Source organism: Sorangium sp. So ce117 (assembly GCF_051524395.1).
Lineage (GTDB): Bacteria > Myxococcota_A > Polyangia > Polyangiales > Polyangiaceae > Sorangium > Sorangium cellulosum_B.
In genome coordinates, this window is sequence record NZ_CP150309.1 from 6,416,695 (window position 1) to 6,431,953 (window position 15,259).

13 protein-coding genes are annotated in these 15,259 nt (G+C 70.9%); 7 read left to right on the top strand and 6 right to left on the bottom strand.

What is annotated here, in order from left to right:
- Positions 1 to 130 precede the first annotated feature (130 nt).
- Together clpS and clpA are read left to right on the top strand one after the other, a co-directional pair.
- Positions 131 to 454 (top strand): ATP-dependent Clp protease adapter ClpS, encoded by a 324-nt coding sequence (gene clpS, locus WMF46_RS23950; protein WP_437987717.1) that lies wholly within the window; start codon positions 131 to 133, stop codon positions 452 to 454.
- On the top strand, positions 451 to 2,766 hold the full coding sequence (gene clpA / locus WMF46_RS23955; RefSeq protein ID WP_437987718.1) for an ATP-dependent Clp protease ATP-binding subunit ClpA: 2,316 nt from the start codon (positions 451 to 453) through the stop codon (positions 2,764 to 2,766). The genes clpS and clpA overlap by 4 nt, the downstream gene beginning before the upstream one ends.
- A 255-nt stretch (positions 2,767 to 3,021) precedes the next feature.
- Here the strand turns inward: clpA and apaG are convergent, their stop codons facing one another.
- Positions 3,022 to 3,405, bottom strand: coding sequence for a Co2+/Mg2+ efflux protein ApaG (apaG, locus tag WMF46_RS23960; protein ID WP_044965505.1), 384 nt, complete (start codon positions 3,403 to 3,405; stop codon positions 3,022 to 3,024).
- Between the two features lie 255 nt (positions 3,406 to 3,660).
- On the opposite strand from apaG, the gene WMF46_RS23965 reads away from it, so the two are divergent.
- Positions 3,661 to 4,713 carry a rhomboid family intramembrane serine protease gene (locus WMF46_RS23965; RefSeq protein WP_437987719.1) on the top strand — a complete coding sequence of 351 codons (1,053 nt, stop codon included), beginning with the start codon at positions 3,661 to 3,663 and terminating at the stop codon, positions 4,711 to 4,713.
- A gap of 63 nt (positions 4,714 to 4,776) precedes the next feature.
- On the opposite strand, the gene WMF46_RS23970 is transcribed toward WMF46_RS23965, so the two are convergent.
- Entirely contained in the window at positions 4,777 to 5,988 is a 1,212-nt protein-coding gene (locus tag WMF46_RS23970) for a hypothetical protein (protein ID WP_437987720.1), read from the bottom strand.
- Between the two features lie 158 nt (positions 5,989 to 6,146).
- On the opposite strand from WMF46_RS23970, the gene WMF46_RS23975 reads away from it, so the two are divergent.
- Positions 6,147 to 6,776, top strand: a complete 630-nt coding sequence (locus WMF46_RS23975; protein WP_437910818.1) for a hypothetical protein — start codon at positions 6,147 to 6,149, stop codon at positions 6,774 to 6,776.
- Between the two features lie 36 nt (positions 6,777 to 6,812).
- Here WMF46_RS23975 and WMF46_RS23980 read toward each other — a convergent pair whose 3' ends face one another.
- Both WMF46_RS23980 and WMF46_RS23985 read right to left on the bottom strand, forming a co-directional pair.
- Positions 6,813 to 7,979 (bottom strand): 1-aminocyclopropane-1-carboxylate deaminase/D-cysteine desulfhydrase, encoded by a 1,167-nt coding sequence (locus WMF46_RS23980; RefSeq protein WP_437987721.1) that lies wholly within the window; start codon positions 7,977 to 7,979, stop codon positions 6,813 to 6,815.
- Positions 7,980 to 7,993: 14 nt separating this feature from the next.
- On the bottom strand, positions 7,994 to 8,980 hold the full coding sequence (locus tag WMF46_RS23985) for a ferritin-like domain-containing protein (protein ID WP_437987722.1): 987 nt from the start codon (positions 8,978 to 8,980) through the stop codon (positions 7,994 to 7,996).
- 193 nt (positions 8,981 to 9,173) lie between these two features.
- On the opposite strand from WMF46_RS23985, the gene serC reads away from it, so the two are divergent.
- Positions 9,174 to 10,259: a 3-phosphoserine/phosphohydroxythreonine transaminase gene (serC, locus tag WMF46_RS23990; protein ID WP_437987723.1), complete on the top strand. Its 1,086-nt coding sequence runs from the start codon at positions 9,174 to 9,176 to the stop codon at positions 10,257 to 10,259.
- A 509-nt stretch (positions 10,260 to 10,768) separates the two neighbouring features.
- Positions 10,769 to 11,089 (top strand): KGG domain-containing protein, encoded by a 321-nt coding sequence (locus tag WMF46_RS23995; protein ID WP_044965509.1) that lies wholly within the window; start codon positions 10,769 to 10,771, stop codon positions 11,087 to 11,089.
- A gap of 240 nt (positions 11,090 to 11,329) precedes the next feature.
- Here WMF46_RS23995 and WMF46_RS24000 read toward each other — a convergent pair whose 3' ends face one another.
- Complete coding sequence (locus tag WMF46_RS24000; RefSeq protein ID WP_437987724.1) at positions 11,330 to 12,274, bottom strand: fatty acid desaturase family protein; 945 nt, start codon at positions 12,272 to 12,274, stop codon at positions 11,330 to 11,332.
- Between the two features lie 441 nt (positions 12,275 to 12,715).
- Between WMF46_RS24000 and WMF46_RS24005 the strand changes: the two genes are divergently transcribed.
- A complete protein-coding gene (locus tag WMF46_RS24005; RefSeq protein WP_437987725.1) occupies positions 12,716 to 13,768 on the top strand; it encodes an agmatinase family protein in 1,053 nt (350 codons plus the stop codon).
- Positions 13,769 to 13,963: 195 nt separating this feature from the next.
- Here the strand turns inward: WMF46_RS24005 and WMF46_RS24010 are convergent, their stop codons facing one another.
- Positions 13,964 to 15,256, bottom strand: a complete 1,293-nt coding sequence (locus WMF46_RS24010) for a M18 family aminopeptidase (protein ID WP_437987930.1) — start codon at positions 15,254 to 15,256, stop codon at positions 13,964 to 13,966.
- Between the last annotated feature and the right edge of the window lie 3 nt (positions 15,257 to 15,259).

The following is a 15,259-nucleotide window of genomic DNA, read 5'->3' on the forward strand; positions in this document are numbered from 1 at the left end:
CCACGGCGGACGGAAAATCCAGGCCCGCGCGTGGCGAAGGGCGCCGCGGCGGAGCATGCTTCCGGGGCGTGAGCCCTCTTCGTCGGCCGCTCGCCGGGGCGGGGCTCTTGCTATCCTTCCCGACGGATTTATGCCGAACGATCCTGAGGAAAGAGAAGACAAACAGGGCGACCTCACGACCGAGCGGGAACGGAAGGTCGAGAAGGCCCGCCGCTACAAGGTCGTGTTCCACAACGACGACTACACGACGATGGAGTTCGTCGTGCTCGTCCTCATGAAGTTCTTCCACCGCACCGAGACGGAGGCCACGCACATCATGCTGAGCGTGCACCATCGCGGCCACGGGGTCGCCGGCGTGTACACGAAGGATGTCGCCGAGACCAAGGTCGCCCAAGTCCAGGACTTCGCCAAGGAGCACGCGATGCCCCTTCGGTTGACCGCCGAGCCGGAATGACCATGCGCATCAGCCCCGAAGTTGAGATCGCCTTTTCGCTCGCCACCCGGGAGGCCTCGCGCCGCCGGCACGAGTTCGTGACCATCGAGCACCTGCTCTACGCGCTGCTCTTCGACGAGGAGACGGCCGAGGTCCTCCGGCACGCGGGGGGCGACACCCCGCTGCTCAAGAAGAAGCTCGAGCGCTTCCTCGACGAGGAGATCGAGGTGTTGCCGGAAGACGCGGACACGAGCCCGACGCTCTCGCTCGGGTTCCAGCGCGTGGTCGGCCGCGCCGCGATGCACGTGCAGTCCTCGGGCAAGAAGGAGCTCAAGGGGGCGAACGTGCTGGTGGCGATGTTCGCCGAGCGCGACTGCCCGGCCGTGACGCTCCTCGGCGAGCAGGGCATCAGCCGCTTCGACGTCGTGAACTACATCTCGCACGGCATCTCGAAGACGGGCCAGGACGACGGCCTCCGGGAGGAGCCGCCGGAGGAGGGCGGCGAGCCCGGCGCCGCGCAGCCGGTCAAGGATCCGCTCGCGGCGTTCACGATGAACCTCAACAAGGAGGCGGCCGAGGGCCGCATCGACCCGCTGGTCGGCCGCGAGAACGAGGTCGCCCGCACGATCCAGGTGCTCGCGCGGCGGCGCAAGAACAACCCCCTGCTCATCGGCGACGCCGGGGTCGGCAAGACGGCGATCGTGGAGGGGCTCGCGCAGCGGATCGAGAAGAAGGACGTGCCCGCGCCGCTCAAGGACGCGACCGTCTACGCGCTCGACATGGGCGCGCTCCTCGCCGGCACGAAGTACCGCGGCGACTTCGAGAACCGCCTCAAGGCGGTGCTGCGCGCGCTCGAGAAGCAGCCGGGCTCCGTCCTCTTCATCGACGAGCTCCACACGATCATCGGCGCCGGCGCCGCGAGCGGCGGGACGATGGACGCGTCGAACCTGCTCAAGCCCGCGCTGGCCTCGGGCCGCCTGCGCTGCATCGGCGCGACGACGTTCCAGGAGTACCGCGGCCACCTCGAGCGCGACAGCGCGCTCGCGCGGCGCTTCCAGCGCATCGAGGTGTCGGAGCCCTCGGTCGACGAGACGGCGCAGATCCTGAAGGGCCTGCAGAAGCGCTACGAGGAGTTCCACAAGATCACGTACACGGCCGAGGCGATCGAGGCCGCGGCCAAGCTGTCGGCGCGGTACCTGCAAGATCGCCGGCTACCCGACAAGGCGATCGATCTGCTCGACGAGGCGGGCGCGGCGGCGCGCCTCCGCCACGGCGACGGGTACACTGTCGACGCGGCGGACATCGAGCTCGTCGTCGCGAAGATGGCGCAGATCCCGCCGCGCCAGGTGTCGACGTCGGACAAGGCGCAGCTCAAGGATCTCGAGCAGTCGCTGCGCTCGGTGATCTTCGGGCAGGACGAGGCGGTGAAGCAGCTCGCGTCGGCGATCAAGCTGTCGCGCGCGGGGCTGCGCGCGCCGGAGAAGCCGATCGGCTCGTTCCTGTTCTCGGGGCCGACCGGCGTCGGCAAGACGGAGCTCGCGAAGCAGCTCGCCAAGGCGCTCGGCATCGGGTTCCTGCGGTTCGACATGAGCGAGTACCAGGAGCGCCACACCGTCTCCCGGCTCATCGGCGCGCCGCCCGGCTACGTCGGCTTCGACCGCGGCGGCCTGCTCACGGAGGCGGCGGCGAAGACGCCGCACGCGGTGCTCTTGCTCGACGAGATCGAGAAGGCGCACCCGGACGTGTTCCAGGTCCTGCTCCAGGTGATGGACCACGGCACGCTGACCGACAACAACGGCAAGAAGAGCGACTTCCGCCACATGGTGCTGATCATGACGAGCAACGTGGGCGCGCGGGAGCTCGCGCAGGCGCGCGTCGGCTTCGGCGAGCGGGGGACGGCGGGCGACGACGACAAGGCCTACAAGAACACGTTCAGCCCGGAGTTCAGGAACCGGCTGGACGCGCGCATCATGTTCCGGGCGCTCGATCCGTCGGTGATGGGCAGCATCGTGGACAAGTTCATCGGCGAGCTCGCGGCGATGCTGGCGGATCGATCGGTGACCGTCGAGGTGACGGACCGGGCGCGGGCGGAGCTCGCGACGCGAGGGTACGATCCGGCGAACGGGGCGCGGCCGCTCGGGCGCGTCATCGAGAACGACATCAAGCGGCGGCTCGGGGACGAGCTGCTCTTCGGGGCCCTCGAGAACGGGGGGAACGTCGCCGTCGATTTCGAAGGCGGGGAGTTCACGTTCAAGTTCTCGGCGGCGAACGGGGGGGGCGCGGAGAAGGCGAAGGCGAACGGGGCAGCGGTCGAGCCGGAGGCCGTCGGCTAGGACGGCAGCGACGGAGCCAGCAGGGAGGGGGTGCCCGTGCGCGCGGGCGGCGGGGGCCCCTCCCACGAACTCGCGCCTTTTGGGGGGCGATTGCCGTGGGTGCGCGAGAGGCGGGTCGGGAGCGATAGGCTGCGATGCGGGCCGGCGCTCGGGTTCGTGGGGCCCTACCCCGCCGCCCGCGCGCACGGGCACCCCCTCCCTGCTGGCTCTTCCAAGGGGGGTTGGGGGGGTAACGGGGGGGTAACGGGGGCGGGGTCAGTTCAGGGAGTGCGGCATCGCCAGGGTGAACGACGCGATCTCGGCGTCGAAGACGCGGCCGTCGGGGCGGTGCATCTGGTAGGTGCCGCGCATCGTGCCGCGCGGGGTCTCGAGCACACAGCCGCTCGTGTACTCGAAGTGCTCGCCAGGCTTGAGCGAGGGCTGCTGGCCGACGACGCCAGGGCCGCGCACCTCCTCCACCTTCCCGCTTCCGTGCGTGATGATCCAGTGCCGCGTCCTCAGCTGGGCGGGCTCGGTGCCTTCGTTCGCGATCCGCACGGTGTAAGCAAAGACGTAGCGGTGCTCCGTCGGGGATGACTGCGTGGGGACGTAGACCGTCGAGACGGTGACCCGGATGCCCTGCGTGATGGCCGTCGACACAACCACGCACTGCCACCGCTGCGGCGCGCGCACAAGGGCCCGGCCGCGCAGCGCGCGCACAAGGGCCCGGCCGCGCAGCGCGCGCACAAGGGCCCGGCCGCGCAGCGCGCGCACAGTGGCGGCAACCGGCAAGGAGCGCCGCGGCTCAACGTGACGACGAGACGGCCGGGCTCCCGGAGACCCGGCGTTGACAGCTTCCGGCCTCATCCGCACGTTTCGGTGAACCTTGGGTCGACGAACCGTGGAGGACCCGCCGTGGGCGAACAGAACCGTATCTGTGTTCGAGATGCAGTTGGCGAGCCGTTCGTCCCGATCGCGATCCTGCCGCCGAGACGCGGCGAGAGGGCGGCGATGATCCAGAACGGCGATCCCACCTCCGGAGAGGCGGAAAATCACGGCCTCGGGCTCACGGCCATCGGCCCCGTCATGCCGGAGCGCAAGATCCGCGAGTGGGCCCTCGTCCTCCAGTCGAGCGAGCTTTGGCACGCCGTGCGGTACACGCCGGCGGGCTGGGTGCTCCTCGTGCGCGACGAGGACTACGCCCTCGCCGCAGGCTCGATCGATCGGTACGAAGCGGAGAACCGCAACTGGCCCCCGCTCCGCCCGCGCGAGCGGCTGCGCCACCCTCCGTCCATGGTCGCCGGCGTCGCGTTCGCCGCGCTCGCCCTCTTCTTCTTCCTCGTCACCGGGCCCGCGAGCGGCGGCGGACGCTGGTTCCAGCGCGGCGCCTCCGTCGCCGACCTCGTCGTGGGACCGGAGCCGTGGCGCGCCATCACCGCGCTCACGCTGCACGCCGACTCGGCCCACGTGCTCGGCAACGTCATCTCCGGGACGGTCTTCGCGTCCGCCGTGCAGCGCCGCCTCGGGCCGGGCGGCGCCGCGCTCGCCGTGGTCGCCTCGGGCGCGATCGGGAACTTCGCGAACGCGCTCTGGCACCAGAGCATGGGCCAGCACCACGCCTCGATCGGCGCCTCCACCGCGGTGTTCGGCGCGATCGGGCTGCTCGCCGCCACGCAGCTGATGCTCGACCGCGCGCACGACAAGGAGAGCGGCGAGAAGCGCCACCTCCTCCACCTCGTCGCGCCGCTCGTGGGAGGCCTCGCCCTCCTCGGCGCCCTCGGCGCAAGCCCACGCTCCGACCTCGGCGCGCACGCCTTCGGGTTGCTCAGCGGCGCCTCGATCGGGGTCGTCGCCGGCCTGTCGCTACGCAACCGGCCCGCGCCGCGGCGCCCCGTCGTCCAGGTCGCGCTGGGCGCGACCGCGGCGGCGCTCGTCCTCGGCGCGTGGCAAATCGCGCTCATCACCTGAGCGCGCGACCGCGGCGGCGCTCGTCCTCAGCGCGTGGCGCGCGCTCATCGCCTGAGCGCGACCTCAGTCGACAGGCCAGATCCCCACGGTGCCGCCGACCCAGGTCAGGTCGCGGTTCTGATTGACGCCGAGCATCCTCCCGCGCGAGAGCCGCACCAGGTTGAGCACGAGCGAGGGTTCGGGCTCGTCCGGCGCGCGCAGGAACATCATCCGCACCTCGGCCTTCACCCCGTTCCCGTCAGGCATCGCGAGCGCCGGCTCGTACGCGACCTTCTCCTGGAGCAGCCAGCCCGAGCGCTCCCCCTCCGGGATCGCGGCGATGTCCTCGGGCGTGACATCCACCTTCACCCCGGAGCCCGCGAAGGAGAACAGCGGCTTGAGCACGTAGCGCTCGAGATCCACCGGCGCGCCCTCCAGCGCGCTCAGCGTCCGCGCCCGCGGGAGCGCGGGGTGATCGATGTAGGGCAGCGTGTACTTCGACCAGGTCCAGTACCAGTTCGGGTGCGAGCACCACGTGACGTCGAGCGGATCGCCGTACCGGAACGGGAGCTCGACCCGCTTCGACTCGAGCTCGTCGAACACGACGCGGTTGTACAGCCGGCGGACCTGGACGAGCCGCCCGCCGACGCGGCGGAACAGCCGGTCCCCCTCCCGGACGAGCGCCGTCGGACAGACGGCGTCGACGCCGACGAGGAGCTTCGTCGCCACGAAGTCGGGGTACGTCTTCTGCTTCTCCGGCGCGAGGTCGAGTAGGACCACCGACTCTTCGGGCTCTCCCGCGAGGATCGCGCGGCGGAGCTGCGCGAGGACGTCGGCGGTGCTCCGGCCCCCGAAGCAGCACGACCAGCGCCGGTCGAGCCCCGGCATCCCGGCGAGCACCTCGGCCATGATCTCGACCTGGACGAGCATGAGCGCGTAGAGCGACGGGAACGCCTGCAGCTCGACCACCTTGCCCGTGAGCTCGCCGTCCGGGCCGCGCACGATGGCGAAGTCGACCTGCACGCAGTTGGGGAGCGGATCCATGCCCGGGACATCGAGGTGCGCAGGGATGGCGCGCTTCATCTGCGCGATGAGCGCGGGGCTCGAGATCTGTCGCACGATCTCCGTCGCGGAGCGCTCGAGGTCGTCGCGCAGCCTGCGGGGCAGGAACAGCGGCGTCTCGGCGATGCGGAACGGGATCGCGCACCCGAGCCGCCGCTCGAGCCGGCCGAGGTAGTCCGCGTAGGTCGACGGCCCGAAGGCAGCGTTGAACGCGCGCCGGAAGGTGGGGTCCATGTATTTGTATTTTGGTGGTATCACGGCAACGCGCGCGGCTGAACGACCCGCCGGACGCCTCCAGCAAGAGCGCGCCGTGGGCTCCCCGCGGTCCGATCCGGCTTGAGGCCGCGGGCACGGCGACTACAGTCGCCGCGAACCCCGCCGAGGCCTCCACGATGATCAAGCTCCGCTCCGCCATGGTTTTGCCGCTCGTCGCCGCGCTCACCGCGGCGTGCTCGAAGACCCCCGAGCCGACAGCCACATCCGCGCCCGAGGCGCCGGCGACCAGCAAGCCCGCCGCGCCCGCCGAGGCGGCGCCCGCTCCGAAGCCGGCGCCGGCCAGCGGCCAGCAGGCGGGCGGCGCGCTCGCGTGGGACGCCCCGGCGAGCTTCGAGAGCGCGCCGAACCCCAACTCGATGCGCAAGGCCACGTACAAGATCAAGCGCGCCGCCGGTGACGCCGAGGACGCCGAGCTCAGCGTCAGCCAGGCGGGCGGCAGCGTGGACGCGAACATCACGCGCTGGGCCGGCCAGTTCTCCCAGAAGAGCGACGATTCCCCCAAGCGCACCGACCTCAAGGCCGGCGATCTCAAGGTCACCATCGTCGAGGTGAAGGGGACGTTCGCCGGCTCCGGGATGCCCGGCATGCCCGCCTCGGATCCGAAGCCGAACTACGCCCTCCTCGGCGCGATCGTCGAGACGCCCTCCGGCGATCCCTGGTTCTTCAAGATGACCGGCCCCGAGAAGACGGTCACCGGGGCGCGCGCCGACTTCGACAAGCTCGTGAACAGCCTGCGCGTGAAGTGACGCCACAGCGCGGCGCGTCGACCGCGCGCCGCGCCCTCAGTACGCGATCTCCCCGTCGAAGAACCGCGCGAACGCCGGCGGGAGCGCCGCCGCGCCGCCCTCCGCGAGCGGCGGTCGCGCGCTCGAGAGCGTCTGCCAGAGCAGGATCGTCTCCCGCGGGCGCTCCTGCGCGATCCCGCGCAGCGCGGCGAGCGCCTTGGCGCTGTACGTGACCTCCCCCGGCACACCGATCAGCCGCTCGACCTCGGGGATCGCGGCGATGGACGCGGGGGTCGGCATGCCGTAGCCGGGGCCGATCGCGCGGTGATCGATCTCGAAGCGGACCGGCGGGAGCCGACGCCGGGTGAAGCGCGGCGCGCGCCGGGCGAGCAGGCGCTTCATGCTGCCGATCTCGTACCGGACGACGGCGCGGTTCGACGCGATGCGCTCGGTGATGCGAACGCCGACGATCGTGGTCGGCCAGCCGAGCACCGCGGCGCCCAGCGTGAGCCCCGCCAGCGTGCCGCCCGTCCCCGAGGGGACGACGATGCGATCGGGCCGGGGGGCCTCGCCGCGCTGGACCTGCTCCGCGAGCTCGAGCATCGCGTCGACGTAGCCGAGGCACGGGAGTGCGGACGAGGCGCCTGGCAGGATGAAATACGGCCGGTCGGCCCGTCGCAGCGCCCGGATCGCCCGGACCGCGGTGGTCGCGTACCCGCCGCCATGGACGAGCTCGGCGCCGCTGGCCGCGTCGGCGAGGAGCGCGCCGCGGCCGAACCGGGTGATCGGCTGATCGAACAGGACCGCGGTGACGGCGAAGCCGAGCGCGCGGCCGAAGAGGGCCGTGGCGGTGACCTGCGTCGACGCCAGCCCGCCGACGGTGACGAGCGTCCTTGCCCCGCGCCGCTCCGCGTCGGCGAGCAGGAACTCGAAGCGACGCACCTTGTTGCCGCCGTAGAGCGGCGAGATCAGATCGTCGCGCTTCACCCAGACGCCGCCGCGCCCGAGGTACCCCTCGATCGCGGCGCACGGGACGACCGGCGTCGGCGCGTGCGCGAGGGGGCGCCACGGGATCTGCCCCGAGAGCTCGGGCAGCTCGGCGAAGAGCGGCAGCTCCCGCGACGCGGGCAACGCGGGCGAAGCGGCAGGGCGCGCCCCTGGAAGCCCCGCCGCGCCCGCCGCCCCGGCGCGGGTGGCTCGCTCCTCGTCCTCGCCGTCAGCCATGCTCCACCTCGCGTTCAGGCGCGCGCCGCCGCGCCGTGCCCCGCCTGCCTGCCGCCCGGACCCGCCTGCTCACCGGCGTCGCCGGGGTCGTCTTCCGCGCTATTTTCGGTGCCAGCTTCCGCGCCAGCGCCGAGGCGGCCGCCGCGCGCGACCAGGGGATCGCTCAGGTAGGTGTCCGTCAGCCGCTTCGGCCCGGCGAGGCCGAGCAGCCGGAGCGGGAAGAGCAGCACCGAGAGCACCCACGACGCGAGGCCGAGCGCGAGCTTGCCCCCGTACGCCTCCGCCACCAGCGCGAGCTTGCGGCCGGCCGACATCGACGAGATCGGCGCCTCGGTCAGGCCGATCCGCATGAGCCGGAGCTCCGCGATCCGCACCGTGTGGCGCACCAGATCGGGCAGGCGCTTGAGCGCCGGGTGGTCCATCGGCAGGCGCTTCTTCATGAACGCCTCGAGCCGCGACACGCCCCAGAGCGACACAAGCGCGAGGCCGAGGAGCCGCCTCCGGAGCGCCGGCCTGCCCGCGATGGCCTTCCTCGTCTGCTGCTCGCCGAAGTCGACGTGCCGCTCTTCCTGCCGCACGCCGCGCTTCAGGATGGCGACGATCTCCGGCTCATCCACGGTCTCGATCATCGCGTAGAAGGCCTGGAGGACGAGGCCCTCGCCGAGGGCCATCTCGAGGGCGACGTGCTCGGCCCAGTCCCCGCCCATCAGCCCGGTCGCGAGGAAGCGCACGCTCCAGGCGGCCTTGTCCGGCGGCGCGCCCAGGATCTCGAGGATGCGGAGGAAGTTGCCGACGTGCTGGAACTCCTCGACGGCCTGGCGCGCGAGGAAGCGCGCGGACTCCAGGTCCGGGGCGTTGTACAGCCAGTGCCCAATCTGGACGCCGGTGATCTCCCCGTAGAGGAACTGCTGCACGGCCCAGACGATCACGTCCTTGTCCTTGACGGGATCGAGCTTGGCGCCCTGAAAATCGAACGCCATCTCTTCGCGGGTCACCAGCATCACTCGCCCTCCGGAGCGGTGAATTTAGCCCAGATCGCGGCCGCCGGCAGGTCCGAGGTGAAGGGCCCGGCGCGACGCGATCCGCCGCCGCGGCGCTCCTGCTCGGCCCGTCCGGCGGAGGCGGCGCCCCCCGTGGTATACGGCCGACACGGCGGCATCAGGAACCGCCGACTTGAACCTCAGGAGAAGCACCATGGCGCGTGTCCACAACTTCAACGCCGGCCCTGCCGGGCTCCCCCTCCCCGCCCTCGAGCGCGCGCAGCGCGAGCTCCTCGATTTCGAGGGGACGGGCATGTCGATCATGGAGCACAGCCACCGCGGCAAGGCGTTCGAGGCGGTGCACAACGAGGCGATCTCGCTGCTCCGGCAGCTGCTCGGCCTCTCGGACGACTACCACGTGCTGTTCATGCAGGGCGGCGCGGCCATGCAGTTCGCGGTCGTGCCGATGAACCTCCTGCCGCCCGGCAGGAGCGCCGACTACATCCTGACCGGCGGCTGGTCGGAGAAGGCCCTGGAGGAGGCGAAGCGCGTGGGGACGGTGCGCGTGGCCGGGAGCACCGCCGTCGACAAGCGGTACACCCGCATCCCCCACCAGGGAGATCTCTCGCTCGATCCGAACGCCGCCTACGTCCACATGACGACGAATAACACGCTGTTCGGCACGCAGTGGCACTGGCTGCCCGATACGGGCGACGTGCCGCTCGTCGCGGATATGTCGTCCGACATCCTGTGGCGGAAGATGGATATCTCCAGGTTTGCCCTGGTTTACGCCGGTGCCCAGAAGAACATCGGACCGAGCGGGATCACGGTCGTGCTCGCCCGCAAGGATCTCGTTGACAGCGCGCGAAAAGACATTCCCGTCATTTTCCGTTATGCCACTTACGCTGCCAACAACTCGCTCTACAACACACCTCCGACATTCGCAATCTACCTCATGCGCAACGTGCTCGCGTATACGCTTGAGATCGGTGGGCTCGAGGAGGTCGAGCGACGGAATCGCAAGAAGGGTGAGCTGCTGTACGAAACCATCGACGCGCACCCGGACGTCTTCCGGGCGCCTGTCGAGAAGGAGAGCCGCTCGTTCATGAACGTGGTGTTCCGGCTGGCCAGCGAGGAGATGGAAAAACGCTTCGTCGCCGAGGCCGCAAAGGAGGGTATGGTGGGGCTCGCCGGACACAGGTCGACCGGGGGTATCCGGGTTTCGATCTACAACGCAGTACCCGTTGCATCGGTAGAGCGCCTCACGGCGTTCATGCGGGATTTCGCCAAGAGGGGTTGACTCGCGGCGGGAGCACGACGTTCTCGGTATTTCCAGGTTCGCCGCTGTTTCCCAAACACGCTCGGTGAACCTCCCCCTAATTCGTCGCGTCCCAACCTTCAGCCCGCTTGACGTTGTTCCGCCCGGCACAACAGGCCTTCGCGGAAAGGGTCTGTCGGCCTTTCCGCAGCTGGGAGGGAGGCGGTGAACGCCGCTCCCCAACCAGCACCGGGAGGGGACGGCGAACGCCGCTCCCCGACCAACACCGGAAGAGAGCGGCCATCGCCGGTCTCGACCGGCCCGGGAGGGGACGGGGGGAACGCCGTCCTTTACCGGCTCGCAGGCCCCGTTCGGAGACCTGAATCGAGCGAGCCAACCGTAAGGAGAGGATGATGGCGAGCATGGATGATCGTATGATTTCCAGGAGTGAGGAGGGCCAGGAGGAGAGAGGGGCCTCGCCGAGCGAACCCCCGCCTTCGTCAGCGTCGCAGCGGGCTGCCAACGAGCGGCAGCAGCGTGGCTTCGCCGCCATGGACGAGGACCGTCAGCGCAAGATCGCCAGCAAGGGCGGGAAGGCAGCCCATGAGAAGGGCACGGCGCACGAGTTCACGCGCGACGAGGCGCGCGCCGCCGGCAAGAAGGGCGGCGAGGTCGTCAGCCAGAACCGCAAGCACATGGCCGAGATCGGGCGCCGTGGCGGCGAGCGCGTGAGCCAGGACCGGGCCCACATGGCCGAGATCGGCCGCAAAGGCGGCGAGGCCGTGAGCGGCGATCGCCAGCACATGGCCGAGATTGGCCGTCGTGGCGGCGAGTCGCGGGGAGACCAGCCGCGGGAGAATCAGCCGCGCTGACCGGGGACGCGCAGGGCCCGGCGCCGGGGGCGCCGGGCCAGCCCCCTACCCCACGCGACGGCCACGACCCTTGCCTCCCGGTCGTCGCCGCGAGGTGCCTCTCGGGAGGTCTCCAGGCGCCACAGGACCGCGCGCGCCGCGCCGGCGTGGCCCGCCCCCGCACATCTCGGCCAGACGCTCGGCGCGCCGCCCCAGGAGGGCGGCGCCGAGCCTCCAGCGCAGGGCAGGAGCTGGCGGGGGTCAGCCGGGCGCGATCGCGCCCAGCGAGACGTCGCTGGGCGTCTCCTTCGGGCCAGGGATCCATTCCTCGTCGGGCTGCTCCGGCGGGAGCACGACCGGGGCGCCGTCGTAGCGCAGGCGCTTGCCAGGCCAGACGAAGCTGCGGAAGAGGTAGGCGAGCAGCGAAGGCTGGTCGAGGCCCGGGTGGATGAAGGGCGCCACGCGCCTCGCGTGCGCGGCCGGCAGGAGGCTCCAGTGGAGGCCGGGCTCCATGTGATGGATGGAGTGGAAGCCGTTGTTGTACGTCCACCAGTTGACCAGCCGGCCGACGAAGTTGCGCGAGTGGTTGTACTCGCTGTCCTCGTCGCAGCCGTCGTGCTGGAGGTAGTTCATGGTCACGATCCCCCACGCGGCGTACTGGTGCGGGATCAGGACGTAGAGGAGGAACTTCTGCCAATCGAGCGCGAGCAGGGCCCCCATCGCGCCGAGGAACGCCGCCGACTCGAGGAGCATCTGACGGAACCACGGCGGGTTCCGCCGGTACATCGCCTTGAAGTAGCGCATGTCGGCGGGCAGGATGTCCCGGACCACGCGGCTCATGAAAAAGAGGCCGTTCAGCAGGTTCCACCGATAGCGCACCTTCGTCGTCCGCATCACGTCACGCCGGGACTGCGTGTACTTGTGATGGCTGAGGTTGTGGCCCGGGACGTAGGCGCTGACGGGGTGCCCGTAGGTGAGCGTGAGCGCGACCTGGAACGCGCGGTTCATCCATCGCCGCCGGAACACGGGGCAATGAACCGCGTTGTGGGTCGCGACCGCTCCGAGGAACGAGAACACGCACGTCGTGGCGAAGAGCGGAATCGCGAGCCATAGCGCGCGCGGCGCGTAGACCCATTGCACCGCCACGAGCACGAAATACGTCGCGACGAAGAGGAGTGTCTTGATATCGGCGCGGTACCGGAGCATGGCTGTTCTTCGCGGCTACTACCAGGACCACGCGCCGAACCGACCGGCAGCGCCGAGCAGCGCTGGCCGGCCCGGACGGGCGCAGCGGCCCATCTTCTTGGCGCTCTTCCTAGCGCATTTCGTCGCAGCTGGAAGCTCGAAGTTGCATTCCGACGAGCGCTCCGCGCCATCCCCACCCCACATCCGTGTTTCACGCCGATGTCTCGCGCTCGGTGCGATCGTCTCTACGCACCTCGCGCCGGTGTGCAGGCGTGGGAGCCGCTGCGCCGGTGTGCCGGTGAGGAAGCCGCTCCGCCGGTGTGCCGGTGAGGAAGCCGCTCCGCCGGTGCTCGGCGGCGCGTGCGGCGGAGCACTCCGGCGCGCTCCGGCGCGCTCCGGCGTGCGCTGGGCCGGAGGCGGCTCGCGCTTGACGACCTGGTCGCGAACCGCCAACGTGGCCGCGTGAGCTCATCCCCTCTCGGCTTCGATCCGAACGGTCCCGCCATCGGAAACGGGATTTACGGGCTGCCACACACTGCCGAGGACGCCCGGGTGGTCCTCGTCCCGGTGCCGTGGGAGCCGACGGTGTCCTACCGCCGCGGCGCCGCCAAGGGCCCGGGGGCGATCCTGCGGGCCAGCCGGCAGGTCGACCTCTTCGACCTGCACACGGGCAGACCGTACGAGCAGGGCATCGCGATGCTCGACGTCGATCCGGACATCGTGCGCTGGAACGCGGAGGCGTGCGCCGCCGCCGAGCCGGTGATCGCGGCGCACGGGGAGGTCGCTGGCGACCGGGACCTGGAGGCGCGCCTCGCGGCGGTCAACGCGCTCTCCCGCCGGCTGAACGAGCGCGTCACGGAGATCACCATGCGATGGATGGAGCAGGGCAAGCTCGTCGGCGTCATCGGCGGAGATCACTCCGCCCCCTACGGCGCGATCGCGGCGCACGCCGCGCGTTACCCGGGAATGGGGATCCTGCACATCGACGCGCACGCCGATCTCCGCAACGCGTACGAGGGATTCACCGACTCCCACGCTTCGATCATGCACAACGTCGCGACGAACCACCCGAAGATCCCGCGGATCGTCCAGGTCGGGCTGCGTGACATGAGCGAAGACGAGCTCCGGTTCATCCGCGAGTCGAACGGGCGCATCGTCGCCCACATCGACGCCTCGATCGCCGATCGGCTCTTCGAGGGGGAGCCGTTCCACCTGATCGCCGACTCGATCGTGGAGGATCTCCCCGACGACGTCTATGTGAGCTTCGATATCGATGGCCTCGATCCGACGCTGTGTCCGAGCACCGGCACGCCTGTCCCCGGCGGGCTGACGTTCCAGCAAGCCGTCGCCCTGATCGGCCGCATCCAGAAGAGCGGCCGGCGCATCGTCGGCTTCGACCTGAACGAGGTCGCGCCCAAGGACGACACCGACGACTGGGACGGCAACGTCGGCGCCCGCCTCCTCTACAAGCTCATCGGCTTCACCCTCCTCTCCCACGACACCCGCACCCGTTAACGAAGCGAGCGCGTCGCCCCTCCCATCCCGCCCTCTTCCGCGCGCACGCGCGCACTCTCCCCCCAACGAGGCGATCGCGGCGGGCACCCGCACAGGAGACGGGCCCAGATCGGCGTTTTCGGCGCGGAAGCGTACTCTCGTACGCTGAGCACCGAAAACGCCGAGGTGGGCCCGTATCCGCCGCGGGTGCCCGCCTCAAGAAAGCGCGCGGCGGTAGGTCTCGATCGCGAGGTGGACGTCCAGGGTGCCGGCCATCTCGCGGCAGGAGTGCATGCTGAGCATCGGCGCGCCGACGTCGACCGTGGCGATGCCGAGCGAGGCCGCCGTGATCGGGCCGATCGTGCTGCCGCAGGGGAGATCGCTGCGCACGACGAAGCGCTGGGGGGCGTAGCCCGCGTCGTGACAGAGCGCCTCGAGCGCGGCGGCCGTCGCGCCGTCGGTCGCATAGGACTGGTTCACGTTCGACTTGATCACGAGCCCGCGGTTGATCTGCGGGGCGTGGCGCGGCTCGTGCTGATCGGCATAGTTCGGGTGCACCGCGTGGGCCATGTCCGCCGAGACGAGCAGCGACCCGGCCATCGCGCGGGCGAACGCCTGCGGCTCGCGCCCCGGGTAGACGTCGACGATCCGCGCGAGCACGTCGCGGAGCACGCTCCCCGCCGCCCCCACGGCGCTCCGGCTGCCGCACTCCTCGTGGTCGTAGAGCGCGATGACCCGCGTCGCCGCGGAAGGAGCGGCGCCGATCAGCGCGGCCGTCGCGGCGTGGCAGCTCGCGAGGTTGTCCAGGCGGGACGCGAAGATGAACTCGTCGGAGAGGCCGCCGAGCGACGCCTTGAGCGTGTCGTACAGGCAGAGATCGAAGCCGAGGATGGCGTCGCGCGGCGCGTCGACCGCGCGCGCGAGCAGGGCGCTGAGATCGGCCTCCTTGCCGAGGCCGATCACGGGGGCGAGGTGCTTCTGCGCGTTCAGCACGAGCCCCTCGGAGTTGACCCCGCGGTTCAGGTGGATCGCGAGGTTCGGGACGCGTGCGACCGGGCGGCCCAGGTCGACGAGGAGGCGCTCGATCCGCCCGTCCCTGCGCACGTGGACGCGGCCAGCCACGCTGAGATCGCGGTCGAGCCAGGTCGAGTACAGGACGCCGCCGTAGACCTCGACCCCGAGCTGCTGGTAGCCGCTCCGCGAGAGCTCGGCGCTCGGCTTCACCCGGAGGTTCGGCGAGTCGGTGTGCGCGCCGAGGACACGAAAGCCGCCGAGCGCCGGGTGCTCGGCCCCGACCACGAACGCGACGATCGTCGACCCGCCCCGGATGACGAAGCGGCGATCACCCGGCGCGACCGCCCACGCGTCGCGCTCCCCGAGCTCCGAGAAGCCGGCCGCCACGAGCCGCGAGGCGACCTCGCGCACGGCGTGGTACGGCGTCGGCGAGCGATCGATGAAGGCGCAGAGGTCGCGGGCGGCCGCGACGCCGCGCTCGCGCAGCGCCGCCATCTC